Source organism: Sphingobacterium puteale (assembly GCF_050986225.1).
GTDB classification, from domain to species: Bacteria; Bacteroidota; Bacteroidia; order Sphingobacteriales; family Sphingobacteriaceae; genus Sphingobacterium; species Sphingobacterium puteale.
Genome location: NZ_CP158959.1, coordinates 3,795,850 through 3,820,158, shown reverse-complemented (window position 1 = coordinate 3,820,158; position 24,309 = coordinate 3,795,850). Strand labels below are relative to the sequence as shown.

21 protein-coding genes and 1 pseudogene are annotated in these 24,309 nt (G+C 40.7%); 15 read left to right on the top strand and 7 right to left on the bottom strand.

The genetic code is table 11. The annotated features are described in order from the left end of the window. The first annotated feature begins 35 nt into the window (after positions 1-35). The 4 genes from ABTV71_RS16215 to ABTV71_RS16200 all read left to right on the top strand — a co-directional run bounded on the left by ABTV71_RS16215 (position 36) and on the right by ABTV71_RS16200 (position 7,957). Positions 36-3,089 carry a SusC/RagA family TonB-linked outer membrane protein gene (locus tag ABTV71_RS16215; protein ID WP_433900278.1) on the top strand — a complete coding sequence of 1,018 codons (3,054 nt, stop codon included), beginning with the start codon at positions 36-38 and terminating at the stop codon, positions 3,087-3,089. Between the two features lie 14 nt (positions 3,090-3,103). Further along, positions 3,104-4,573 carry a RagB/SusD family nutrient uptake outer membrane protein gene (locus ABTV71_RS16210; RefSeq protein ID WP_433900277.1) on the top strand — a complete coding sequence of 490 codons (1,470 nt, stop codon included), beginning with the start codon at positions 3,104-3,106 and terminating at the stop codon, positions 4,571-4,573. A 66-nt stretch (positions 4,574-4,639) separates the two neighbouring features. Further along, the gene (locus ABTV71_RS16205; protein WP_433900276.1) at positions 4,640-6,232 is read left to right on the top strand and encodes an arylsulfatase; all 1,593 of its coding nucleotides are present in this window, start codon (positions 4,640-4,642) and stop codon (positions 6,230-6,232) included. Between the two features lie 102 nt (positions 6,233-6,334). Further along, positions 6,335-7,957, top strand: coding sequence for an arylsulfatase (locus ABTV71_RS16200; protein WP_433900275.1), 1,623 nt, complete (start codon positions 6,335-6,337; stop codon positions 7,955-7,957). A 188-nt stretch (positions 7,958-8,145) separates the two neighbouring features. Here the strand turns inward: ABTV71_RS16200 and rnhA are convergent, their stop codons facing one another. Beyond that, positions 8,146-8,640 carry a ribonuclease HI gene (gene rnhA, locus ABTV71_RS16195; protein ID WP_121122894.1) on the bottom strand — a complete coding sequence of 165 codons (495 nt, stop codon included), beginning with the start codon at positions 8,638-8,640 and terminating at the stop codon, positions 8,146-8,148. Between the two features lie 209 nt (positions 8,641-8,849). Here rnhA and ABTV71_RS16190 point away from each other — a divergent pair, with 209 nt between their 5' ends. The 4 genes from ABTV71_RS16190 (at position 8,850) to ABTV71_RS16175 (ending at position 13,216) form a co-directional block, all read left to right on the top strand. Continuing rightward, positions 8,850-10,685 (top strand): alpha-L-fucosidase, encoded by a 1,836-nt coding sequence (locus tag ABTV71_RS16190; protein ID WP_433900274.1) that lies wholly within the window; start codon positions 8,850-8,852, stop codon positions 10,683-10,685. Positions 10,686-10,800: 115 nt separating this feature from the next. Further along, positions 10,801-11,259, top strand: a complete 459-nt coding sequence (locus ABTV71_RS16185; RefSeq protein WP_433900273.1) for a hypothetical protein — start codon at positions 10,801-10,803, stop codon at positions 11,257-11,259. 86 nt (positions 11,260-11,345) lie between these two features. Continuing rightward, positions 11,346-12,053: an SIR2 family NAD-dependent protein deacylase gene (locus tag ABTV71_RS16180; RefSeq protein ID WP_433900272.1), complete on the top strand. Its 708-nt coding sequence runs from the start codon at positions 11,346-11,348 to the stop codon at positions 12,051-12,053. 65 nt (positions 12,054-12,118) lie between these two features. After that, positions 12,119-13,216: a DUF2891 domain-containing protein gene (locus ABTV71_RS16175; RefSeq protein WP_433900271.1), complete on the top strand. Its 1,098-nt coding sequence runs from the start codon at positions 12,119-12,121 to the stop codon at positions 13,214-13,216. A gap of 90 nt (positions 13,217-13,306) precedes the next feature. On the opposite strand, the gene ABTV71_RS16170 is transcribed toward ABTV71_RS16175, so the two are convergent. Further along, the gene (locus ABTV71_RS16170; protein ID WP_433903714.1) at positions 13,307-13,570 is read right to left on the bottom strand and encodes a winged helix-turn-helix transcriptional regulator; all 264 of its coding nucleotides are present in this window, start codon (positions 13,568-13,570) and stop codon (positions 13,307-13,309) included. A 79-nt stretch (positions 13,571-13,649) separates the two neighbouring features. On the opposite strand from ABTV71_RS16170, the gene ABTV71_RS16165 reads away from it, so the two are divergent. Continuing rightward, positions 13,650-13,970 (top strand): DoxX family protein, encoded by a 321-nt coding sequence (locus tag ABTV71_RS16165; RefSeq protein ID WP_433900270.1) that lies wholly within the window; start codon positions 13,650-13,652, stop codon positions 13,968-13,970. Positions 13,971-14,081: 111 nt separating this feature from the next. Here ABTV71_RS16165 and ABTV71_RS16160 read toward each other — a convergent pair whose 3' ends face one another. Continuing rightward, positions 14,082-14,234, bottom strand: coding sequence for a lmo0937 family membrane protein (locus ABTV71_RS16160; protein WP_108633825.1), 153 nt, complete (start codon positions 14,232-14,234; stop codon positions 14,082-14,084). Positions 14,235-14,375: 141 nt separating this feature from the next. On the opposite strand from ABTV71_RS16160, the gene ABTV71_RS16155 reads away from it, so the two are divergent. After that, on the top strand, positions 14,376-14,663 hold the full coding sequence (locus tag ABTV71_RS16155; protein ID WP_433900269.1) for a hypothetical protein: 288 nt from the start codon (positions 14,376-14,378) through the stop codon (positions 14,661-14,663). A gap of 62 nt (positions 14,664-14,725) precedes the next feature. Then, positions 14,726-15,244 (top strand): CinA family protein, encoded by a 519-nt coding sequence (locus tag ABTV71_RS16150; protein WP_433900268.1) that lies wholly within the window; start codon positions 14,726-14,728, stop codon positions 15,242-15,244. A gap of 36 nt (positions 15,245-15,280) precedes the next feature. Here the strand turns inward: ABTV71_RS16150 and ABTV71_RS16145 are convergent, their stop codons facing one another. Further along, positions 15,281-16,462 (bottom strand): glycosyltransferase, encoded by a 1,182-nt coding sequence (locus tag ABTV71_RS16145; protein WP_433900267.1) that lies wholly within the window; start codon positions 16,460-16,462, stop codon positions 15,281-15,283. A 436-nt stretch (positions 16,463-16,898) separates the two neighbouring features. Between ABTV71_RS16145 and ABTV71_RS16140 the strand changes: the two genes are divergently transcribed. Beyond that, the gene (locus ABTV71_RS16140; RefSeq protein ID WP_245971280.1) at positions 16,899-17,282 is read left to right on the top strand and encodes a YidH family protein; all 384 of its coding nucleotides are present in this window, start codon (positions 16,899-16,901) and stop codon (positions 17,280-17,282) included. A gap of 165 nt (positions 17,283-17,447) precedes the next feature. Here the strand turns inward: ABTV71_RS16140 and ABTV71_RS16135 are convergent, their stop codons facing one another. Next, positions 17,448-19,025 (bottom strand): Na+/H+ antiporter, encoded by a 1,578-nt coding sequence (locus ABTV71_RS16135; protein ID WP_121122915.1) that lies wholly within the window; start codon positions 19,023-19,025, stop codon positions 17,448-17,450. A gap of 468 nt (positions 19,026-19,493) precedes the next feature. Here ABTV71_RS16135 and ABTV71_RS16130 point away from each other — a divergent pair, with 468 nt between their 5' ends. Further along, the gene (locus tag ABTV71_RS16130; protein WP_433900266.1) at positions 19,494-19,742 is read left to right on the top strand and encodes a hypothetical protein; all 249 of its coding nucleotides are present in this window, start codon (positions 19,494-19,496) and stop codon (positions 19,740-19,742) included. A gap of 89 nt (positions 19,743-19,831) precedes the next feature. Continuing rightward, complete coding sequence (locus tag ABTV71_RS16125) at positions 19,832-20,293, top strand: NUDIX hydrolase (RefSeq protein ID WP_433900265.1); 462 nt, start codon at positions 19,832-19,834, stop codon at positions 20,291-20,293. 21 nt (positions 20,294-20,314) lie between these two features. Here ABTV71_RS16125 and ABTV71_RS16120 read toward each other — a convergent pair whose 3' ends face one another. Further along, positions 20,315-21,373, bottom strand: a complete 1,059-nt coding sequence (locus ABTV71_RS16120) for a helix-turn-helix domain-containing protein (RefSeq protein ID WP_433900264.1) — start codon at positions 21,371-21,373, stop codon at positions 20,315-20,317. Between the two features lie 94 nt (positions 21,374-21,467). Between ABTV71_RS16120 and ABTV71_RS16115 the strand changes: the two genes are divergently transcribed. Further along, positions 21,468-23,714 carry a TonB-dependent siderophore receptor gene (locus ABTV71_RS16115; RefSeq protein WP_433900263.1) on the top strand — a complete coding sequence of 749 codons (2,247 nt, stop codon included), beginning with the start codon at positions 21,468-21,470 and terminating at the stop codon, positions 23,712-23,714. Here ABTV71_RS16115 and ABTV71_RS16110 read toward each other — a convergent pair. Beyond that, a pseudogene (locus ABTV71_RS16110) lies at positions 23,715-23,885 on the bottom strand (hypothetical protein); the annotation flags it as partial. Positions 23,886-24,309 lie beyond the last annotated feature (424 nt).

The following is a 24,309-nucleotide window of genomic DNA, read 5'->3' as shown; positions in this document are numbered from 1 at the left end:
ACTTGTTTGCGTATTCACTTTAAATAGAACTGACAATGAAAAATTTCAGCGTACTTTCGTATGCTATATTAGTCCTGCTTGTACTGTATACCTTTGTACCGGTCCTGGCACAGCAGCCCCAACCGATCATCAATGCCTCCTTAATAGGAACAGTAATTGATGGCACGACCAAAGAGCCCATTGAAGGGGTGACCATACAACTAGAGGCCGTAACACATCGTGTAAAAACAGACCGTCATGGCAAGTTCCAATTTGTCACGGGACAGAAACTTCCTTTTACCCTTATCCTAACCTTTGTTGGTTATCAGAAGAAAAGGGTCGTCGTAAATACATCTCCGGCTGTTATTGAGCTTTCTCCAACTTCAGAGGATCTGGAGGAAGTCGTGGTAGTTGGATACGGAACCCAAAAACGCCGTGATTTGACAGGAGCGGTGGCATCCTTGCCGGAAAATCTGCTCAAGCAGCCTGTGTCTTCTCTCGATCAGACCCTGAAGGGCGGGATTTCTGGTGTTCAGGTTACGCAAACTTCGGGGCAGCCCGGAGGCGGCGTGAGTATCCGTATACGTGGCGGTGCATCCGTACAGGGCGGAAACGAACCGCTATATGTTATCGATGGCTTTCCTGTCTATAATCAGGCGGAAAGCACAGGCGTCGGGAGCGGAGCCCCCATGAATCCCCTGGCAAGTATTAATCCTGCGGATATTGAAGGTATTGAAGTATTAAAAGACGCTGCTGCGACAGCAATATATGGCTCACGTGGGGCAAACGGTGTTATTTTGGTGACCACCAAAAAGGGGAAAGCAGGACATTTACAGTTGAACTATGATGGTAGTATAGGTGCACAAAGTGTGCTCAAGAAAATTGACGTCTTGAATGCCCATGATTTTGCCGTTCTTCGAAACGAGGCATTGTATGATGCCAACCCTGGCTTAGGTCAAAATCAATATCGGAAACAGACAGAGCTGGATCAATTAGGCGAAGGAACAAATTGGCAAAAGGAGGCCTTTCGGACTGGGAAATTACAAAACCATCAATTGTCATTGTCAGGAGGAGCTGAGAAAGTGCAGTATTTTCTGGGGGCAAATTACTTCGATCAGGAAGGCGTCATTATAAATACAGATTTCAGACGTTTGGGATTCCGTTCGAACATCAATGCAAATCCCTTCGATCGTTTGCAGGTAGGAGCCAATTTATCCATTAATAAAACAAATGCCCAAATCGCTCCAGCAGGTATCGTGAATGCACTGCTGATTATGCCGCCTACAGCTACAATATACGAGCCCAACGGTGATTATACCCTACGAAATCCCTTTGAGAACATCTTTGCTAATCCTATTGCGACATTGAAAGAAACCAAAAACACATCAAATGCTTTACGTGTTTTAGGTACTTCCTTTGCACAGTATCGTATTTTAAAAGGGCTACAGGCGAAAGTACTTCTTGGGATTGATCTCAATAATCGCAATGACAAATTCTATCTTCCGTCCTATATCTATGAAGGTGCGGGATCAAAGGGGGAGGCAAGTTTGGGAAATTTAAATGGCACTTCTTGGCTGAACGAGAATACCTTAACCTATACCGGAGTTATCGGACAACATAATTTCAATGCGTTGCTGGGTTTTACACAGCAGGAAAATAAAAATGAAGTGTTCAGTGCCGGTGCACAGCATTTTGTCACAGACGACTTGCTTTTCAATAACCTGCAGAGTGGCTCTATCCTCACAAGACCTACCTCGGATACCTATAATTGGGTGTTGCATTCTTATTTGGCGCGGGTCAACTATAATTATGCAAATAAATATTATATTTCGGCGAGTGTACGTCGTGACGGCAGTTCCAGATTTGGTGCTGACAATAAATGGGGAAATTTCCCCTCATTGGCATTTTCATGGCGTATAATAAACGAGCCCTTTTTCAAACAGGTTTTCTCCGGTGTTGATGATTTTAAAATACGCACGAGCTTTGGCACAACCGGAAATCAGGAGATAGGACAATATCAATCTCTTTCGACCTTGTATAGTTTAAATTACCTCTTTGGGAATAATGTGATCACAGGATTTGCGTCACAACGGGTGCCGAATAAGAACCTGGGCTGGGAAACTACTTTTCAATATGACGTAGGTTTTGACCTTTCACTTTTTAGAAATCGATTACAGTTTACCGTCGACTATTATTATAAAAAGACAAAAGACCTCTTATTGAATGTGGAGATTCCCTGGACCTCAGGTTATGCCACTTCATTGCAAAACTTCGGTTCTGTTTCAAATAAAGGTTTAGAGTTCGGTCTGAAATCAAAAAATCTACAGGGAAACTTTAGTTGGAATACAGATCTAAATGTCTCTTTTAACCGAAATAAAGTGTTAACTATCGGTGAAGGCGTCACATCTTATATCACTGGAAATTATATTATTAAAGTTGGAGAACCTTTGGGTACTTTTTATGGAACCGTAACCGATGGTATTTTACAATTGGGCGAAGAGAATAGTAAAGGAGCCTTGACTGGAAATGCAAACCCAAAAGCCGGCGATCGCTTGTATAAAGATATTAATGGCGATGGTCAGTTTACCACCGCCAACGACCGGACTATGATCGGCAACGCACAGCCTGATTTTATATTTGGTATCAGTAATACGCTTTCTTACAAAGGATTTGATTTGTCTTTTCTGATTCAGGGAACCGTTGGCAACGATCTGCTGAATATCAACCGCCAAAACCTCGAGATGTTTACCGGTCAGCAGAATGCATCGATTGATGCACTTAACCGCTGGACAACAAACAATCCAAGTCAGCTATACCCAAGAGCTAAGCTGGATCCCGCACCGGTATTTTCGAACCAATTTGTCGAAAGTGGATCATTTGCACGACTGAAGTCGCTGCAACTTGGTTACAGCTTTCCAAAAGAATGGCTGAAAAATGCACATATTACGAATTTAAACCTATACCTCGCTGCACAAAATCTATTTACATGGACTAGCTACAGGGGATTTGACCCTGAGGTAACCTCAGGTAGTAATGTTCAGATTGGTACGGATGCTGGAGTTTATCCAGCTGCTAAATCTGTTTCTGTTGGTATATCCTTAACCTTCTAATTTTTACAGATCCAATGAAAAAAATATATTATTCTATTCCTTTATTGTCCGTTTTGTTAACAGGAATCTCCTGTTCAAAATTGACCGAGAAGCCCGAAAGTGCATTGGTTTCCGAACAGTTTTATCTGAACCAGGGACAAGCAGTGGCCGCAGTAACAGGCACTTATCGTAAACTGTATGAGACGGGGCAATCGTTGTACAACAGCTTATTTCAGATTGGCGTGGAGATGGCAACAGATGACTATGAAGCAGGGCCTCGGGCGCGAAATGCCCATGTGCGCGCCATCAGTAATTTAACACACGACGCCTCAAACGATCGGATGGAACAACTCTGGAAACAAAGCTATGATGCCATCAACGCGTCAAATCTAAATATCGTTAACATCGAAGCGATGAATCAAAATCAGATAGATGTCATGGTGCAACAACGCCTGGTCAACGAAGCCAAATTTCTGCGTGCATTACATTACTTCAATCTAGTGCGTTGGTTTGGCCCTGTTCCGCTTGTCTTACGTCCTACAGAAGGCTTATCAGCACAAGAGTTATACGTGGCAAAAGCTTCAGAAGACGAAGTCTATGCACAGATTATAAACGATCTAAAAGCTGCCTCCAGTCTCCCGAATTATAAGAATTATGGCGATGCGGACAAAGGGCGTGCTACATCCGGCGCGGCTAAAAGCCTCCTGGCCAAGGTATACCTAACCAGATCGGATTGGACTAATGCCAAATTGTTAGCCAAGGATGTGATTGACAAAGAGGGGTATGCACTTTTTTCGGATTTTTCAGATGTCTTCGATATAGATAAAAAAAATGGTATTGAACATATTTTTTCAGCGCAGTTTAAAGGAAACAGCGGCTACCAAGGGAATTCATTGGCCAGTCGTTCCGCTCCAGCAGATATACCCGGTATCAATGGGGACTATGCCGATGCCCTACATGCCGAAGGTGGCCTGTACAAGAGCTTTGCAGCGACTGATAAACGCCTTTCCGTAACATTTACAACTGGCATGACATCACCCACAGATGGAAAATACTATGCATTAGTCAAACCACAATTCAATAAGTATTATGACCAGACCGTAGTCGGCAACCAGGCGCAGTCTTCAAAGAATACACCCATCATACGATATGCTGAAGTCCTTCTCATTTTGGCAGAAGCGGAAAATGAGCTAAATGGGCCAACGCAGGAAGCGCGTGATGCGATCAATGCCGTCCGTATACGTGCTGGCGTTGAAAAGCTTTCCGATACGGAAAACAAAGATAGCTTTCGGGAACTGGTACTTGAGGAACGACGCAAGGAATTTGTCTATGAGTACCAACGTTGGTTTGACTTGGTACGTCGTGGAGCAAACTATTACATCACAAAACTAAAAACTGCGGGAAAAACAAATGCTGCAGCGCGACATCTTCATTTTCCAACACCGCAACGGGAGCTGAATTTGAATCCAAAATTGGTTCAACATTCAGATTGGTTGGTTAAATAACGAATGGTATTGCTGTAATGGAGCAATCTATTTTTATTCGTACTATAAAACAAAACAAGATAAATTATGAAAACAGTATTTATTCTTTTATTGACCTGTCTAAGTTGCTTGCTGAATAGAAGTACAGCGCAGGATAAGCGACCAAATATTGTCTTGATTCTCGTTGACGATTTGGGCTTTTCAGATATAGCGCCTTATGGCGGAACAGATTTCCATACACCAAATTTGACGGAATTGGCAAAACAGGGCACACGTTTCCAGGAGTTTTATAATAATTCGATCTGTGCGCCGACGCGAGCAACATTATTGACAGGACAATATGCTCATCGCGCGGGTATGGGGTATTTTAACGTTAACCTTGGCCTGCCAGCATACCAGGGCTTTTTAAACCACGAGTCGCTCACGCTGGCGGAAGTGCTAAAAGGGGCAGGCTATTCTACCATTATCTCCGGAAAATGGCATGTAGGCGATGATTATGACCAATGGCCTGCGCAACGTGGTTTTGAACGCTCCTTTAATTTTGTGGGTGGGGCTTCCAATTTTTATGAAATCAATGGACCTGAAAATCCTACCGTGCCTTTGTATCGAAATAATAAACCTTTCTATCTACCACAAGGACGTTACCTCACGGACGAGATTACTGATCAGGCAATTGGCTTTCTGCGTGAACAAGAGCAGGATAAAAAACCGTTTTTTCTGTATCTCGCTTTTAATGCACCACATTGGCCTTTGCAGGCTCCGGAAGAAGAAACCCAAAAATACAAGGGCGTATACCGGCAGGGCTGGGATAGTCTGCGTATGAAACGTTATGAAAATGCGGTTCAAAGCGGAGTTTTTCCGAAAGGACAGCCTATTTCGACAAAGGATCCAAGTGTACAGGAATGGAACAGGCTCACCTATGATGAACAGCAATACTGGCAACGTCGACAGCAGGTGTTCGCTGCTATGGTCGATCGCATTGACCAGAGTATCGGAAAAGTGCGACAAACCTTGAAGGAACTGAAAAAAGACAAGAATACCATTATCATCTTTTTATCCGATAACGGTGCACAAGGCGGTGATCGAAACCGCATTTATACCTCGCGGAATACGGAGACTGTGGGGCTGCCGGGTTCTTATGATATGCAAAATAGCAATTGGTCACAAACGGGTAACTCGCCCTTGAGGAGCTATAAAGATAATCCTTATGAAGGCGGTATCGGTGCGCCGTTTATTGTCTGGTTTCCAAAGGAAGTGAAAGCCAACGTCGTCAAGAAAGGTACGGGACACCTGATTGATATCGCCCCGACATTATATGATTTTGCCCAAGCAAAATATCCCTCAGTAGAGGGCAACTTACCCATCAATCCTTTACCGGGGATTAGCCTGAGAGCCTTATTGCATACCGATAAAAGTCAGGTTGAGCGTCCTGATCCATTGTTTTGGGAACGAGCCGGCAACAGAGCCGTACGCTATGGTAAATGGAAACTAGTGTCTTTATTCAAAGAGGGGAATAAACCTCAGCTGTACAATATCGATGTAGACAGGGGGGAAAACAATAATGTCGCAGATCAATACCCGAAAATTGTTGAAGATCTCGAAGCGCGTTATAAGCTTTGGGCAAAAGAGAATGGGGTAGTGGACTATAAACTGCTGAAAATAAACAGTCAGTTGCGCTAGGTATAAAAGATAGGCTTATGAAAACCCTGATGATATACTCGAACCGAGTGAAAAGAATCATTTTTATCATGGACACTAAAAACATATAAAAATTCTTATCAAATGAAAAAACTAACACTATGTATTGCCCTTATTTTTGGTGGAGCAAGTGCTCTTGTGGCACAAAGCAACAAGCCGAATATTATCTTGATTCTTGCCGATGACCTCGGATACTCCGATTTGGGCGCTTACGGATCGGAGATCGCAACTCCCAATCTGGATCGTCTGGCCAGCGAGGGAATACGGTTAAAACAATTTTATAATAACTCCATCTGCGCGCCAACACGTGCATCCCTGATTACGGGTCAGTACCAGCACAAAGCTGGCGTGGGATATTTTTCCAATGATTTGGGCTTACCGGCTTACCAAGGTTACCTCAATGCGGAATCATTGACGATTGCCGAAGTTCTTCGTGCCAATGGCTACGTCACTGCGACATCAGGCAAATGGCATGTGTCTGGTAAAGGAAAGAGCCTGCCTTGGGACCGTGGTTTTGATTTTGTTTTTCCAAGAGAAGAAAAGAATTCAGATTCAGGTGCCCCGACATTTAAAGGAGCGACAGATGCTGCAGGCTATCCCTTGGAAAGCTCTTTTTCTACAGAAGTGATCAATCGGGAGGCTGAAGGTTTTCTGGATCAGATCAAGGATCAGGATAAACCGTTCTTCCTATATTTAGCGCATACGGCACCGCATTGGCCTTTAGTAGCTCTACCACAGGATATCGCCAAGTATAAGGGTTACTATGATAAAGGTTGGGAGAGCATCCGTAGGGAACGGTTTAAGCGCCAAAAAGAACTGGGGATAGTTGATAATACGTACAAACTTTCCATTGCCGACGAAGATATCTACGACTGGGAACGTTTATCCTTTGACCAAAGACAGTTGTGGGCCAGGAAAATGGAAGTGTTCGCTGCAATGGTCGACCGCTTGGATCAGACCATCGGTAAATTGTTGCAAAAACTCAAAGAAAATGACCAGTTAGACAACACCTTAATTGTGTTCCTGTCGGATAATGGTGCACCTGCAGAGGACCTCGTCCGTTGGTTCCATGGCGCTCGGGCAAACAGTGGACCAGTGGGTACGGTAGGTTCATTTGAATCACAAAGTAAAAATTGGTCTTACGCATCAAATACTCCATTCAAGGCATTTAAAGATTACACCTACGAGGGCGGGATCAATGCCCCATTTATCGCTTGGTTTCCGGGGAAAATCGCCAGTGGCATCAAAAAAGGAACTGGCCATATCATCGACCTGGCGCCAACCTTTTATGAACTTGCCGGAGCCAATTATCCCAAGGAATATCAAGGGCATCAGGTTAATAAACTTCCCGGAAAAAGCTTACTTCCGGTGCTGTTCAATCAGCAGGATACGGTAACGCGTGAAGAAGGTCTTTTTTGGGAGCGGGCCGGAAACCGTGCTGCGCGGATAGGGAAGTGGAAGTTGGTTTCCAGCTGGCCATCCTACAAATGGGAACTATATGATCTGGAACAAGATCCGAGCGAACGAAAAGATATTGCGGCACAACATCACGATGTGGTATCGCGCCTATCTACCGCTTACTTTCGGTGGGCCAAGGATAACGGGGTGGTGGACTTTGCTGAATTAGAAAGCAAGGAGCCGAGCAGTATGAAGGAGTTTCGGGAAAGTAAGGTTCAGGAGATCGCCGCACCAGCATTTCGTTTTTAAGAAGCAAACTCTTTTTCAATGAAACAGAATTTCTAGATATCGGACTGATTCCAGTTAGACCTTTTCACCTTACATTATTTAAAAAAAGGCACTTAGTTCCAATGGATCGGGTGCCTTTTCGCTAATTTGTGCAATATCCAAATTTACCTGCCTCATTTCTCAAAGTCGACCGTTGAATTTGTATCCTGCTATTTGTTTTCTTCGACTTCAAATACCGTGTCGATTTTCCAATTGGCCATATCTTTGGATGCGGCCACAGCTAAGCGGTCACAACGTTCATTCAAAGGGTGGCCAGCATGGCCTTTTACCCAAACCAATTTCACTTTATGTAGTTTATAAACATTCATTAAACGCATCCAAAGGTCTTTATTTTTTTTGCCGGCAAAGCCTTTCTGGATCCATCCGTATACCCATTTTTTGTCAATGGCATCAATGACATATTTAGAGTCGGAATATACCGTAACGGCCTGATTTAAGTTTTTTAATGCTTCGAGCCCTATGATGACGGCCATCAGCTCCATACGGTTATTTGTTGTTTTTCTATACCCTCCTGAAAATTCCTTTTCAATTAATTTTCCCTTGAACGATTCATTGTCGCCTGTATAGATAGTCCTTAAGATAGTTCCATACCCTCCTGGGCCTGGATTTCCACTAGATGCCCCGTCTGTATATAATTCGATCATACCCGCCAAACTTAGATAAATTTGCGTTGAAATACAATTATAATTGTGCGCAGCAATGCTACGTCCTGAGAATCTGCCGATCATATTAAGGAGTTATTCGGTTTAGCAAGAGCGTCATCGCTGTAATTTATCGCTTACACAATGAAATTATAATGTTTTATATGTATTTTGCTGGCTTAAACTCGTTATGTAATCGATAATTTAACTTTATGAAGTTTCAAAAGGTTTCTCTTTTTGTTCTTTTGGCGTCGGCGTGCTTCAACGTCAGCGCTCAGGACACTATTTCAGCACAAAAAATGGATTGGTTTGAAGATGCCAAACTAGGGATTTTTATTCATTGGGGGATCTACTCCGTTGAAGGGATCTCTGAGTCCTGGTCATTCTTCAATAATTATATTAACCACGATAATTACATCAAACAGCTTGATGGTTTTACGGCCAAAAATTATAAGCCAAAGGAGTGGGCTAAGCTGATCAAACAAGCAGGCGCAAAATATACTGTGATTACCACGAAACATCATGATGGGATTTCCTTGTGGAATACTCAGGCGGATAAAGCGATTAGCACTCTAAAAGATGCTGCTGCCAAACAGGATGTTATTACGCCATTTGTTCAGGCTATTCAGCAGGAGGGATTACATACAGGTCTCTATTATTCTCTGCCGGATTGGAGCCATCCTTATTACGATGTCTTTACACGTGCAAGAAAGCGCTACGAACTAGCTAAGGAGCCCAATCGTTGGAACCATTATGTTGAATATTATCAAAAACAATTAAGCGAATTATCACAGCAATATAAACCTGAATTGATTTGGTTTGATGGGGACTGGGAACATAGTGCTGAGGAGTGGAAATCTAAGGAAACGTTATCACTTTTGCGCAAGTATAACCCCAATATCATTATTAATTCGCGGTTGAATAACCATGGCGATTACGAGACTCCTGAACAGGGGATTCCTGTAAGCCGGCCGGATGCTAAATTCTGGGAGCTCTGCTATACCATGAATGACTCTTGGGGCTATCAGCCTTTTGACAAGAAATACAAGTCACCCAATATGATTATCCGTACTTTGGTAGATTGTATTTCCATGGGTGGAAACCTCCTCCTGGATATCGGCCCAAAAGCAGACGGCAGCATTCCCCAAGAGCAGATGAATATTTTGAAGCAATTGGGAAGATGGACGAATAAACACGCTTCGGCAATATATGGCACAAGAGCAGGCATTCCATTCGAAAATTACAACGGTAAGTCCGCTTTGTCAAAAGATGGAAGAACCCTCTATCTCTATGTATATGAACAAAAAAAACAATTGCAGTTAAAGGGTTTGCTGAATGATGCTATTCAGGCGGTTTCTGTTGTTGGAGATGCTGCTTCTAAGGTAACTGCGGTATTGTTGGATGAAAAGGTCCAATTGGACCTGACAAAAGTTAACTTTGATCAGGACGTCACAGTATTGGCCTTGACATTCAAAGACAAGGTGCAGTGGCACGCACCTCGGGAAGAAGCTATTACATTACAAGCTGTACTCGACAACAAGCAAACCAATACCGCATTAAATCAAATCGCATCACTGCTCCATAGTGGAAAAAATATCTTTGATCATTCCGGTTTAACTATAGATGGCATGGAGTCAAAGCTACCTGTGGAAAATTTGACAAATCCAGCTGTTTTAGACTGGGTTAAGAAGCATGCAGAAGCACTTTATGAGACTGGAAAGGGACTACCTGAGGGACATTATGAAGGTTTAAGTGCGCTTTCAAAGGATCGTCAGACCCTTTACCTTTTTGTCGAAGGGGTACCAACAGGGCCTATCGCGCTCAAAGGAATAAAAAACGGTATTGCCCGGATTAGGCTGGTGGGTGAAGGATCCATGATCAACCATGAGATCTTCAATAAACTTTACTGGAGCAGTATTCCGGGGATTGTTTATATTCAGGTACCAAAGGAACGCTTGGATAAAAATATGACTGTTATTGCGGTATTATTGGATTCACCTTTGGCATTGCATCGTGAGAAAGTTGGCGCCATTGAAAACAATCTTTAATAGTAACTAAATAAATTATTTGGTCCGGGATGCCAGCATCCCGGACTTTTTTGATTAAAAATATTTTTTGATGTCGCCGTTATGACGGGTATTATTTTTATACTAAATTAGGCGGATGAGTCTATTGCATACTTTTCTTGCATCCCTGTCTGGGATCGCACTATGGGTTTCCTGTACTGCCGGAGATGGAAATAAGATGGAACGACAACGTGCGGATTCGCTAGCGAATAAAGTGGTGGAGGGAAAAATAAATCTGGAATGGCTCGCCAATTCAGATGAATTCATGTATTTCAATGAGAAATACTTTCACGAACCGGCTGATTTGGAAACGATACCGAAGCTTGACAAGGTACAGATTCAAATTGTAACCTATCGTATTTATAAGCATGTCAAGCTGTCGGATAACCGTTATCATTTTTCTGTAAAACAGGCTAAAGATCTGTGTATACCCAATAAGGCCTTCGTTTATTACCAGCGTTCTTTCGATGAAATGAACCGAAAAGCCGCCGCCAGCAAAGATTCTATTCGGCTTGAGCTTCCTGATAACTACGCTACTAAATTGATAAACGAGTAATGAACTCGTCTCTTGTTAAAAAAGTTATCCTTTCAAACTCAATAGATTCATAAGATTTATTTATTTTTAAAGGATTAAGCAAGCACATGGAAAAGAAAAATATCGTTGTATTAACAGGAGCGGGGATTTCTGCCGAAAGTGGGATACCTACTTTTAGGGATGCAAATGGACTATGGGAGGGTCATGATGTAATGGCTGTAGCCTCTATTGAAGGCTGGAAAAAAAATCCGGCGCTTGTTCAGGAATTTTACAACCTTAGACGGAAGGCTGCGCTGGCCGCAAGGCCAAATGCTGCGCATCTCGCGTTACGTCAGTTGGAATCGGCCTATCAGGTCACGATCGTCACACAAAATGTCGATTTGTTGCACGAGCAGGCCGGCTCTACAAAGATTATACATTTACATGGTCGGTTGGATCAATCCAAGTCATCCATTGACGATCGTTTGATTTACCAGATAGAAGGCGAAGAAATAAAAATGGGAGATCTCTGTGAAAAAGGAAGTCAACTGCGACCGAATATCGTGTGGTTTGGTGAAGCTGTTCCGGAGATTGAACGCGCAATGTCCTATGTTTCAAGGGCGGATATCCTCATTATTATCGGAACCTCCTTACAGGTTTATCCAGCTGCTGGGTTGCGGCAATTTGCGCCTCATTATTGCCGGTCTTTTTTGATCGACAAGCAAATTCCGAACAATACAACATTAGGTCGGATAAAATGTTTTGAAGAAGCAGCAACCGTAGCGGTTCCAATCTTGGTTAAACAGTTGCTTCAGGAGGCTTCAGGTAAAGATTAATGTAGCAGTGGATTATCAACTTCAAATAAACCTCATCCTGAAAAATGAAACTAAAACTTAAAGAAATGAAAAGAATAATAGGACTGATCTGTAGCTCAATACTGGCTATTTCCTGCCACAATAATTCAGAGATCAAGGTAAATAATAGCACAAATAATGTCCCGATACAATTGGATAGTGCCCAAGCAAGACATTTGCTTACATTGCCATTGCATTGTATTGAGATAGAATATCCGAACAAATTGGGACAAGTACTCGGAAGTGACCAAGATTTGAAGGGACCGCGTACATTACATCCAATTTTTTATGGTTGCTTTGACTGGCATTCCTCAGTCCATGGTTATTGGTCAATCGTACGAATTTTAAAGCAATTTCCCGATTTGGATAAGTCCGGCACAATCCGGAAACAGCTGAACAGGAATATCACTGCAGAAAATGCAGCAACTGAATTAGCTTTTTTTCAGGATAAGAATAATAAAAACTTTGAGCGCACCTATGGTTGGGCCTGGTTATTACAATTGCAAAAAGAACTATTAACCTGGAAAGATCCAGATGCGGAACGCTGGGCAAAAATTCTCGATCCGATGGTAAAACATATCATGAAAGCCTATCAGGAATATTTGCCAAAATTGGTTTATCCGATTCGAACCGGCTATCATGATAATTCTGCTTTTGGCCTATCGCTGGTATTGGATTTTGCACGGGGAACAAATCAGGTTGCTTTCGAAAAATCATTGATGACAAATGCTGTAAGGCTATATAGCCATGACAAAAATTGTAATATCTCCTTTGAGCCCAGCGGAAGCGACTTTCTTTCGCCCTGTCTTGAGGAGGCACTTTGCATGAGTGTGGTTTTAAGACAGGATGAATATCGAAAATGGCTGAAAGATTTTCTGCCTGATCTTTTCAATCCGGATTTTAACTTGGAACCCGGCATTGTGAAAGACCGTACAGACGGGCATTTGGTTCATTTGGATGGATTAAATTTTAGCCGGGCGACTTGTCTAAACGGTATTGCAAAGGCACTTCCTGAGCTAAATCATCTGCATGGTTTAGCCAATAAACATCTGAAATATTCGTTGCCCAATATTACTTCCAAAGACGACTATATGGGCTCACATTGGCTGGGTACTTTTGCGCTTTATGCACTTTCCAAAAATTAATGCCCACAATCACATGAAAGCTGTGAACCGAGGCCTAGGGTATCAACAATAAAATAGAGTCCCTGTATATTCAAACACAGGGACTCTATTTTACATATTTGTCTCTCCCCATTCATCCATAAGGATTAAAATATTTTCCAATGAGCGTCCCAATGCTGTTAGTTCATATTCAACCTTCGGGGGAACTTGTTGATAGACAATACGATTGACCAGTTTGTCCTGTTCAAGTTCTTTCAGTTTAGCAATGAGCATACGTTCTGAAATGCCGACGAGTCTTTTTCGCAGTTCACCATAACGTAATTTGCCCTCATGCAAGAGATAAGAAAGAATATTTATTTTCCATCTTCCTCCAATCGTAGATAAAGTGAAAGCAATACCACAGTGATCCTTCCAGTAGCTTTCGTTGATCGTGTTGGTGGAGTTTTAGTATAAAATGGAAACTATAAAATTTGTCGTTCATTGGTTGAGTTATGCCTATTACCTCTATGTATTTGGATATGCCTCATTATTCAAAGTTTTTCAGAAGCAGTCCATGATGCAAAGCATGGATTCTTTAGGTTTTAATAAAACCTGGACACTGGGCATCGGAGTAGGCGAGTTGCTGGGGGTTTTACTTTTGTTTCCATTTGCAATAGGTGCTTTTACGGCACATATGGCTTATGGAGAATACCATCATTTTTATAATTCATTAATGATGTGTATTCTTAGCGTTGTTTTACTGGCAACAGACAAAAATTTTAAAATTATTATTTAGCGTCTTGATAACACAGACCAGGAATGTTCTATTTTATTGAAATATTCCTGATCTGTGCTATTTTTCTTATTCTTTTAATAGAAAGAATAAACTTTTGTAAAAAACAATCATTTATGCCGCACCGCGGATAACTCGCAACAATACCACTATAATTGCAATAACCAACAATGTGTGGATGATATTTCCTGTTGCGTACCCTCCTAAAAAACTAATTGCCCAAATAATTACTAAAATAACGGCGATAATGTATAATAAATTTCCCATAATTTTGATGTATTTTTCATTAATAACAATAGCTGTTTAATGATTGTTTTGGAATAAAAACAAACAATGTTCTGTTGGCTTTTGTTAGCCTGTTAAAGATCACCATTATGAGAAAGTTTAATCATTATAAAAACTAATGCCATGGCAAAAGCTTATTTACAAGTAACCTTAAAAATTAATAATAGCGATAAAGGTGCCGTATCAGGCATATATGAAAAATTTCGGGACTCGTTTATTGATCAGATAAAAGGCGCAACTTCGATAGAGTTGCTAATTGGGGATGGTTATATCCAATTATTACATGTTTTTGATACGGCCGAAGACGCACAGGCATTTTTATCAACGGAGTTGTATAATAATAACATTCTTTTCGCCCTGAAATCCCTAATGGTCGATACACCTCGGGTTAGTATATATTCTGTCTTATAGTAACGGTTTTAAGGAAACAACGAAATAGGATCTGTATTTCAGTGAGCGCAAATCTAAAGGATATGAACAAAATACAATTTTTCAAGGCACAACTTAAGGAAATTAGAAACTCGCTCCTAGCTCACCATGAGCGTTTAGCAGTAGCAGAGAGTGTTACTGCAGGCCTGCTACAGTTTGCCTGTGCACAAATGGAAAGTGCGATGGATGTCTATGGGGGAGGAATGACAGCATACACCCTAGAAGAAAAAATCCGTCTATTGGATGTCGATGTAGAGGAAGCCCAAAAGTGTGACTGTGTATCACCGCTTATCGCTGAACAAATGGCGGTGAGGATAGCGACTTTATTTCATACGGAATGGGGTATTGCGACGACGGGTTATGCGACTATCGTGCCCGAATCAAAGGGGAAATTATACGCATTTTTTTCAATCGCTTACCAAGAGCAGATTGTACATACTGAAAAAGTGGAACTAGAAGCAAACACCGGAGCTGAGGAAGCGCAAAGGGTTTATGTCATTAGGGCACTTCGTGCATTTAACTTGGCTCTAAAAAATCAGCGTAGATCGGATATCAGCCTATAAATAGAAACGTCTCTCTAATTGGAGAGACGCTATTTCTTATGCTTCCTGTTTTAAATCAAACGAATGGTAATTTTTGTAATGTGCTAAGGACCGTATCGGCGTTGATAAGTTGGATAGTACCTCAAGATAGACCTTTGCAACCATTTTCCAGGTTGTCTGTTCGCCGTAACTACGCGCTTTGAAACGATGCCAAGCCAGCAGTCTTCGAGATTGATAAAGCAATTGGATATTCTCGCTCATTGTTTGAATATCGCTGAAGGGAGTGAGAATTCCCCGCTCGTCTGTCAAGAGATCTGTTGCATGCCAATAGGGTGTCGAAATGACCGCAGCACCTGCACCGACAGCAAAAGATAATGTCCCGCTACTGATTTGTTGTTCATGTTGATAGGGGGATAAATAGATATCACAAGCTGTTAAGTATTCTTTCAGTTGCTCATCACTTAAAAATTCATCTACAAAAACTACTTTATCTTGTAATTTCAACTGAGCCACTAGGCTTTGTAATTCAAAACGATAGGATTCACCTTCGTGAGCCAGAACATTCGGATGCGTTTTGCCCACGATCAAGTATTTGAAATTTGCTAAATCCAATCCTTCCAAGGAGCGGATCGCATATTCAAGTCCTTTGCTTCGACCAATTAAGCCGAAAGTCATCATCACAAAATTATCTTGAAAACCTAATCTGTATTTTGCTAACCCTTGGTTGTAATCAAATTGTGGCACACCGTGAGGAATCACTTTAATTTTTTTATCGTCAACCATAGGGAACAGTTCCATTAACAATTCGCTTCCTTTTGGTGATAAGGATACCACAGCTTGCGATTTTATGAGGAGCGATTCCATAATTTCCTTTTGACGTAATGAGGGAGATTGCAATATGGTATGAAAGATCGTTAGCAAAGGTATATTTAAACTATTGGCAAGCTGATTAATAAATAGACCATCAGCGCCGCCAAATATACCATACTCATGCTGAATAATACAATAGTTATATTCTTCATTGATAATATGAGCGGCTTGAATATAGCTATCCAATCTTTCCTTGTCAATAACAAAGCGAACAGATGGATCGAACTCTTCAACGCTGGATCTGGATACCGCAATCACATCGACGATGGTATTCCCGTCAGCACTCATGCCTTGTTTAAGATCTTTTGTGAAAGTTGCCAATCCACATTCCTGGGGTGGATAGGTACTTATAATAACGACTCTTCTCATACACTTAGGCCTTTTTGCTGTCTTCATTTTCGTTATCAACAGGGATATCCAAAATAGCCATCAATAATAGATAATATCCCTTTTCTAATCCCATTTTTTTTGCTTTTTGATCTATATTTTCCATGTTAAGTATTATGATTAAGGTGTTATATTTTTTTCCTTTCGTAACTCAAAAGCTGTACCCAAAAGACCGTATTTATGACATATCCGTAGTTTTCAAATGTGTAATCCGTATAGTATGGTGTATTTGCCGCAAAAAAACTTTTTGACCAGGTATTTTTCCCCGAGTAAAGAAATTTATTCCATCGCCCAAAAAAGTATTTGTCACAGCTATTTATTTTTGCGTTCATTTAAACAATTTGCACCGGCTGATGGTTTATCTACGGAATTACAACAAAGGTCTTATGAAGAGCCTTGAAAATGTATTTTATTAAATATGATGGAAAAGAATAACTCTAAAAAAATCAATGATCATTTGGCCAACGAGCGTACATTCTTAGCCTGGATAACCACGAGTTTGGGTATCATGGGCTTTGGTTTTGTCGTTGTTAAGTTTTCCTTATTTATCCAACAGGTAACATTAATGCTCAATTCAAAAAAAACGATGAATATTGAACATGAGTATTCTGGGGTTGTTGGTATTTCGATTGTTATTATCGGTTCTGTTACTGTAGTATTGGCTTACATCAAGTATAGGAGAGTGGTTAAACAGATTGAAGAGGAACGTTTTACTTATGGGTCCTATGGCATTGCTTTGATGTCAGCCTGCTTTCTCATTATTGGCCTGCTACTGGGCTGGCATTTGATAGATAGTCTATAAAATCTTTGTTCCAATAGTGTCGTTCTCTTTTCTTATTTGCATCTTAATCTAACGGATTGATGTCGCTTTTTATAAAATCAGGAAATAGATTTTAGCCTTCGTCAGGTTTCTTTCGCGATATTTTTGGTAAAATAGTAAATATAGTGCAAGCTTTGCCTCAACTTACTAGCTTTTCATATTCATTCTTTCTTCTTGAAGGTCAAGCAGACGTAAGTGTTTTCGGATAATTTCCTCATCAAGCAAAAGCTCTTCACGATTTTTATTGATAAGCCATATCCGTTGAGTTTCCAGAATGTCAATATAGATTTTTCGATATTCAGCGTAATTAATGATGATTTCCGAACTCATCAATTGATTTTCATATTTCTGCAATTGGTCTTTCAATGTGGGAAAACTATCTATTTTGTCTGCATAATCCTGACGGATTTTATCCACTGCTACCTGAGCAAGCTTGTTTTGAATTTCATAATCTATTTCCTTCTCCGTTCTCACAAAATCCCGGTCTACAAGTGGGAATTTTTTCAATAGAAAGGGAAGGGTAAGTCCTTGGACAAGTAATGTTAAAAGAATGGTGACAAATGTGATAAAGAGGATCAGATTTCGTTGTGGAAAAGGTGTACCGTCAGCCAAAGTCAAGGGTATTGAAAGTGCCGCCGCCAAAGAAACCACACCCCGCATTCCGGTCCAGCCAATGATCATGGGAGTTTTCCATCCGGGAGACTGCGCATCCGCCACAGTGATGAAATTTCTCATAATTAATGTAGTAATTACCGCCGCATAACCAGCGAGAATTCGTACAATAATGAGTACAGCGGTAACCGCCAGACCATAACCGATCGCCGTATAAATATCGGTGTCGCCCAATCCATTAACAATTTCGGGTAGATCCAATCCGATAAGCATGAAAACAATTCCGTTAAGTAGAAAACAAAAGCTTTCCCAAACCGTTACAGTACGTATTCTGGAGGCGCTACTCAAAAAGTCGTGACTTCGATAAGAGAGAAACAAGCCACCGCTTACTACCGCCAAGACCCCAGAAGCGTGAAATTCTTCCGTGACCAAATACATGGAGAAGGGCGCAATGAAAGTCAATAATATATCTGTATTTGGATCGGTAGGTAAAATCTTGTGCATTTTAAGGAAAATATAGGCCATTGAGATTCCTATACCTACGCCACCTACACACATCCACACAAAGTTTCCTGCGGCTTCATACCATACAAATTGTCCAGTTGCGGCTGCAATCATCGCAAAACGGAAAATTATTAACGAAGAAGCATCATTCAGCAAACTTTCTCCTTCAAGAATGGAAGCCAATCTTTTCGGCACTTTTACAAATTTCAAAATTGCACCTGCACTTACTGCGTCGGGAGGAGAAACAATTCCGCCCAATAAAAAGCCCAGGGCCAAAGAAAATCCGGGGATAAAATAGTTTGCGAAAATCGCTACCGATAATGCTGTAAAAAACACGACGACAAAAGCAAAGCTGAAAATAATCCTGCGCCATCGCCAAAGCTCCTTCCAGGAGGTTGACCAAGCGGCTTCATACAGTAGAGGTGGCAGAAAAATAATAAATATTAATTCAGGTTCTATCTTTATGGGTGGTACTCCCGGAATAAAACTTATTAAAAGCCCAGCTACCACAAGCAAAACAGGATAGGCGACCTGAATTTTTTTTGCCAGCATAATAAGCATGGTGATCAATAGAACCAAAAAAAGATAGAATGCGAAATTTTCTAACATGTATAAGTTTTAGATACATAAATATATATTAAATTTTTAAAAACACGTAGGGCCTTCTATAATTTAGGCCGATCCTAAATGTTGTTCAACCCGTTCTGATAGCCATAATCTATTGGCCTTGAAGCTGGAGTAAAAACATATCAACAGACAAAACAGGCAGTACGAATAGATTGCTGGCTGAAGATTTTTTGAACGGAACGGATTATGAGCTGCTCTATTAAAATTGGCTCAGGCTACCGATATTTTTAGTGTCAATACGATTTTATATCCGACGAGCGGAAATCTATATGATAGGCTAACAGAAGCTTATCTGAAAGCCGGCCAAAAAGACAAGGCGAAGCAGCCTTATAAAAAGATGCCCAAAACCAATCCTGGAAGCAAAATAGCAATTAAGATATTATGTACATTATAAGGGAACTGTAATAAGCCAATTTTTTCCTAATTTGCAACATGTCAATGCAAGCTAATATGTATCAATTATTTTCCGATGGGATTCTGTCCATCTGGAAAAATCAAGGAATATCCTATATTAAGGTTGAGGAACTATCTACAATAGAGGGGATCACTTTTTTTGAGCTGATACCCGATGCTGAACTTTTGGATGGCGGTGAGGTAGATACGCTTTATGCGATAGATTCCGAGGATGTGGATGATATGCTATTATTTAGTAAAAATGTTAGGTTTGTCGTTCACAAGATCTACCTAGAAGAAGATTAAGTCGAATATTTGTGTAAAATAAGAAACGGCGTTCTGAAAATTGAAAATTAGTAATAATTGTAAAGCTTTGCTTTCAATGCGTTTATCAGATGACAAAAACGAGATTCAGTGCAGGGATATTACTGTATAAATTCCAGGGAGCAGAAATTTCTTTTTTTCTGGTTCATCCCGGCGGTCCCTTCTTCGCAAAAAGAGACGAAGGATGGTGGACTGTGCCCAAGGGGGAGGTTGAAGACAATGAAAGTGAACTGTTGACAGCTAAGAGGGAGTTTCAGGAGGAAACTGGCTATTTGCCTCGCGGGAATTTTATACAATTAAATCCTATTAAGCAAAAAGGCGGAAAAATTGTACATTGCTGGGCTGTTGAGGGCGACATTGATACCGACAGTCTTGTCAGTAATAATTTTCAGATGGAATGGCCACCAAAATCCGGTAGGATACAGACATATCCGGAAATAGACAGTGGCGCATGGTTTACAATGGAAGAGGCCAAGAGGAAAATCAATGTGCAGCAGATTTCTTTCCTTGAGCAAATAGCGGCTATTTTTTGATGCAGGTAATGTAAATAAATCCTAATCAGATTGTAGATAAGCTCTATCTTTTAACGACTCAGTTTGTTTGACGGAGAGACCTCGTGGTGTAAGTAGCGCTTCCGATTTTTTTCGAAGTTGAATTGGCGCTACGCCACATTGCTTCTTGAAGGCCACAGAAAAGGATGATGGAGAAGAATATCCCGTTCTGAATGCTATTTCTTTAATAGATAGATCAGTTGTTTTTAACAGAGAGATTGCTTTCTGAATATGTACTTTCGTCGCAAACTGGAATAACCCCATGCCTGATATCTCCTTAAATCCCTTTTTCAGTTTGTATTGATTGATGCCGAATTTAATAGCTAGCTGCTCGATCGTATAGAATTCTCTGGTATTTTGTGTAATAAAATCTTGAATTGCATAAAATACATTGGCGTCAGCCTCTCGATAACAGCTCTCCGTATCCATTTGCTTATTTTCATGATTGATCGATTCAAATAGCAATTGCAGGAGGATCATTATTCTGCCTTTCATAAAGTACTGCCGCAGAATACCCGTTTTACTATAGGATTTCATCTCTTGGAGAATGTGAAGCATTTGCGGACTCAGAGGAATACCCGCTTCAACCAAACGGACAAAGTTATTCTGATCAACTTCATCTATAAAGGAATCTACAAGTTGTGTTTCTGCAATAAACTGATGAAAATAGTCTGACTCAACATAGATATCAAAATTGCGATAGGCTATATTTTTCTCGAAGAATATCTCTACATCGGATTCCGAAGGCGTGAAATAGATATAATTGTGCTGAGGTAAATAGTTATTGCATTTGTTGTTAATACGATCTTTTAGCACCTGTTGATTCAGGAAAAAGGCAATTTGAATGTAATTTTTTGTGGCGGTTTTGTACGCCAGCGTAATGTCTTGTGCAAAACTATAGGCGTAATCTCTAATGATAAACTCAGGACTATTATAAATATAGGTTGTTGTAAAGCTGCCCAAGGGCGAATCCAGCCGCTTTACAGTTTGGTCATCTTCATCCTGATCATAAAAGCGTAGTACATCCGCCATCAGTTCGTGATTTGTTTTAATTACTCCCATATTCTAATGTTTTTCTCCCGAATTCGAAATTCGATTGGGTCTATCTACTCTAAATTTGTGGTGTAAATTTAATTATATTAATTCTAAATAATGTATGTTAAAGAAAAGTACTCTCTGGAGCGTCCTGGTTTTGCCGACTGCTGTATTGGCACAGAGCGGCAAACCAGAAAAATTGAAAAGTAAAATAAAGCTTGCAGTTGACTCCACAAAGGTGGACAGTACAAAGTCCTATGTGTTATCGACAGCAAATGTTGTGGCCAATAAAACGACTATACCATCTTCGACCTTGCGTCTCGGTGAAAATCTTTTGGTGACTCCGCAGAACATTCAGGTAATCGACCAGCGTTTACTTAATGATCAAATGATCTTGACCACAGCGGAAGGGCTATCCCGGAATGTAAGTGGCGTGCGGACCATTACACATCAGGAAGAGGGGAGTGTCGGTATCGCTGTACGGGGATTTCAAGCCTCTAACCTGCGTAATGGAATGGATGTAAGCGGTAGTTTTGGGCCGCTACGTGAGGATATGGCCTTTGTGGAACGTGTTGAATTCGTGAAGGGCCCAGCAGGATTTATGATGGGAAATACACAGCCTGGAGGTTTCTATAATATAGTGACCAAAAAGCCGTCGGGAACGAATCAAAAAATCGCACAAATGACTTTGGGTAGCTATAATCTATTGCGTGCCGCGGTTGACATTGACCAAAGATTGAGCAACGATGGAAAGTTTTTGGGAAGGTTTAATGTAATGGGAACCAAGAAAGGTAATTTTCAACAAAATGTCAATCACGAACAGTTTGTTCTGAATCCATCTTTTAAGTACAATGCGAGTGAAAATACCAATGTAATCGTTGAATATATCCTCTCTCAAAATAATTTTGAAGGTGGTTTTTCGAAATATGTCTATGGGACAGACGGTTTTAAGGAGCTAAAGAAGAATTTTTCATTTAGTGATCCGATTATGGATCCGACCAAATCTTGGGAGCACAATGTTTATGGAACGATCAGCCATAATTTGAATGAGGATTGGCTGCTGACGGCACAGTTTGGTTATGTCCGCTCTGAAATGAAAGGAGCCTCTTTGTATGCGAATTACAATACAATTGCATTAAAAGATGGATCTGATGGAATTAAAAAAGGTGATGTAACCCGTAATGTTAGCATCAATGATGCCTTAAATACATCAACGGTGGGACAGGTATTTACACGCGGAAAGTTCAAAACTGGCGAAGTCAGTCACAATATTCTTGCAGGTTTGGACATGGGTAAGAAGTTCTACGTGGCAGATTGGTCTGTTGCAGGCAGTATTACTGACACAAGCAAAAAGCTGCCGGTCAATGCCATGGGAGAGGTGGTCTTTAATATCTATAATCCCGTTTACGGCAATTTAACCAAAAATATGTTACCGGTGTATGATCGCTCCAAATCCTTACGGGAACGTGGGGCGAATTATCTATCGGATTATTCGTACAGCTCTGTACACATACAGGATGAAGTTCGTTTTCTGCAGGATAGACTCAGGCTCGCTGCCGGCCTACGTTATACAGCAACAAAAAAGGTATCTATTGCCAATAATGGCAACGAAGTGAAGAACGAAGCGTTTACCCCGCGTTTTAGTGTAACTGGCTTGTTAACACCTACCTTTACGGTCTATGCTTTGTATGATGAAACATTTCAGGAACAAGCTGGATTGCTCTTGAACGGGGGAGCAGCAGATCCGTCCTATGGAAAGAATAAGGAGATTGGCGTGAAGAAAACTTGGTTTCAGAATAGGTTGATGATCAATTTAACGGCCTATCACTTAACAAAAACCAATCTGCTCACCGCTGCTGGTATCGACAATCCCGGTAAATTTGAACAGTCAGGTGAAGCAACATCCAAAGGAATCGAATTGGACGTCAATGGACTGATTAACAAAAACTGGAACGTCGTCTTCAATTACGCTTACACTGATGCCAAAGTAACAAAAGATAAAGATCCAAAGAAAATAGGCGGCATGTTATACGGTACTGCCCGACATATTAGCAATGCGTGGATCAAATATACGGTGACAGCAGGTAATTTAGAGGGACTGGGATTTTCAGCTGGTTACGAATATCAGGCCAAACGTGCAACTTGGCCAGTTGTCCAAGATCAAAAATACCTTCCTGATGATTTGTTCTCTATAGATTTGGGCGCATCTTATCAAAAAAATAATTATCACATTGCATTGTTGGTAAATAATGTGACCAACCGATATAATTATGTTGGGTTCTACCCCGGAGCCTGGGGATATACCCATTATGGATGGCGGGTAGTCAACCCCCAAGGCTTTCGACTAAACTTGGCCTATAAATTTTAACTAAGCCATTATATAGTATAAATTGTTTGTCACCGGCTTTACAGGCCCAGCTATCGTTTCGCTGGGCTTTTTTCTTTCTGACAGTAGAGCATTCGTGCTAGTGGAGGCAATAAGCAAGCCTGTTGTCAACATTTGAATATCTTTTAAGACTAAATAACCTGTTGCTGATAGGGAAGGAAATCCTGGGTAATTTTAATGAGCATTTCAACATGTCGAATAAGTATTCTTTTCAAACGAATTGTAAGCAAAGGCTTTCGAATATAAAATGGAGTTTATTTATATGAGGAAAAAACATAGTTTTAAGATGTTCTTATGCCCTGGATATAAGATTAAGAAATATACATAAGTTGATAGGTGATTTTATAAACTTCTCAATAGAAGAAAGAATAAAAATAGGGGTCGACTGACCTTGAAGGAAATATCTATATTGAAGATTGGAATTTATCATTTTTGCGAGATAAGATCTTTTGGGTAAGAAACGAAAAGGAACCGAGCTAAAATTAATATGTTAAATAATAAAAGGTCGCGCATTTATACGTTATGAAAAAAACTATCTTTCAATTTTGGCTGGTCAATATTCTGATAAGCATAACCC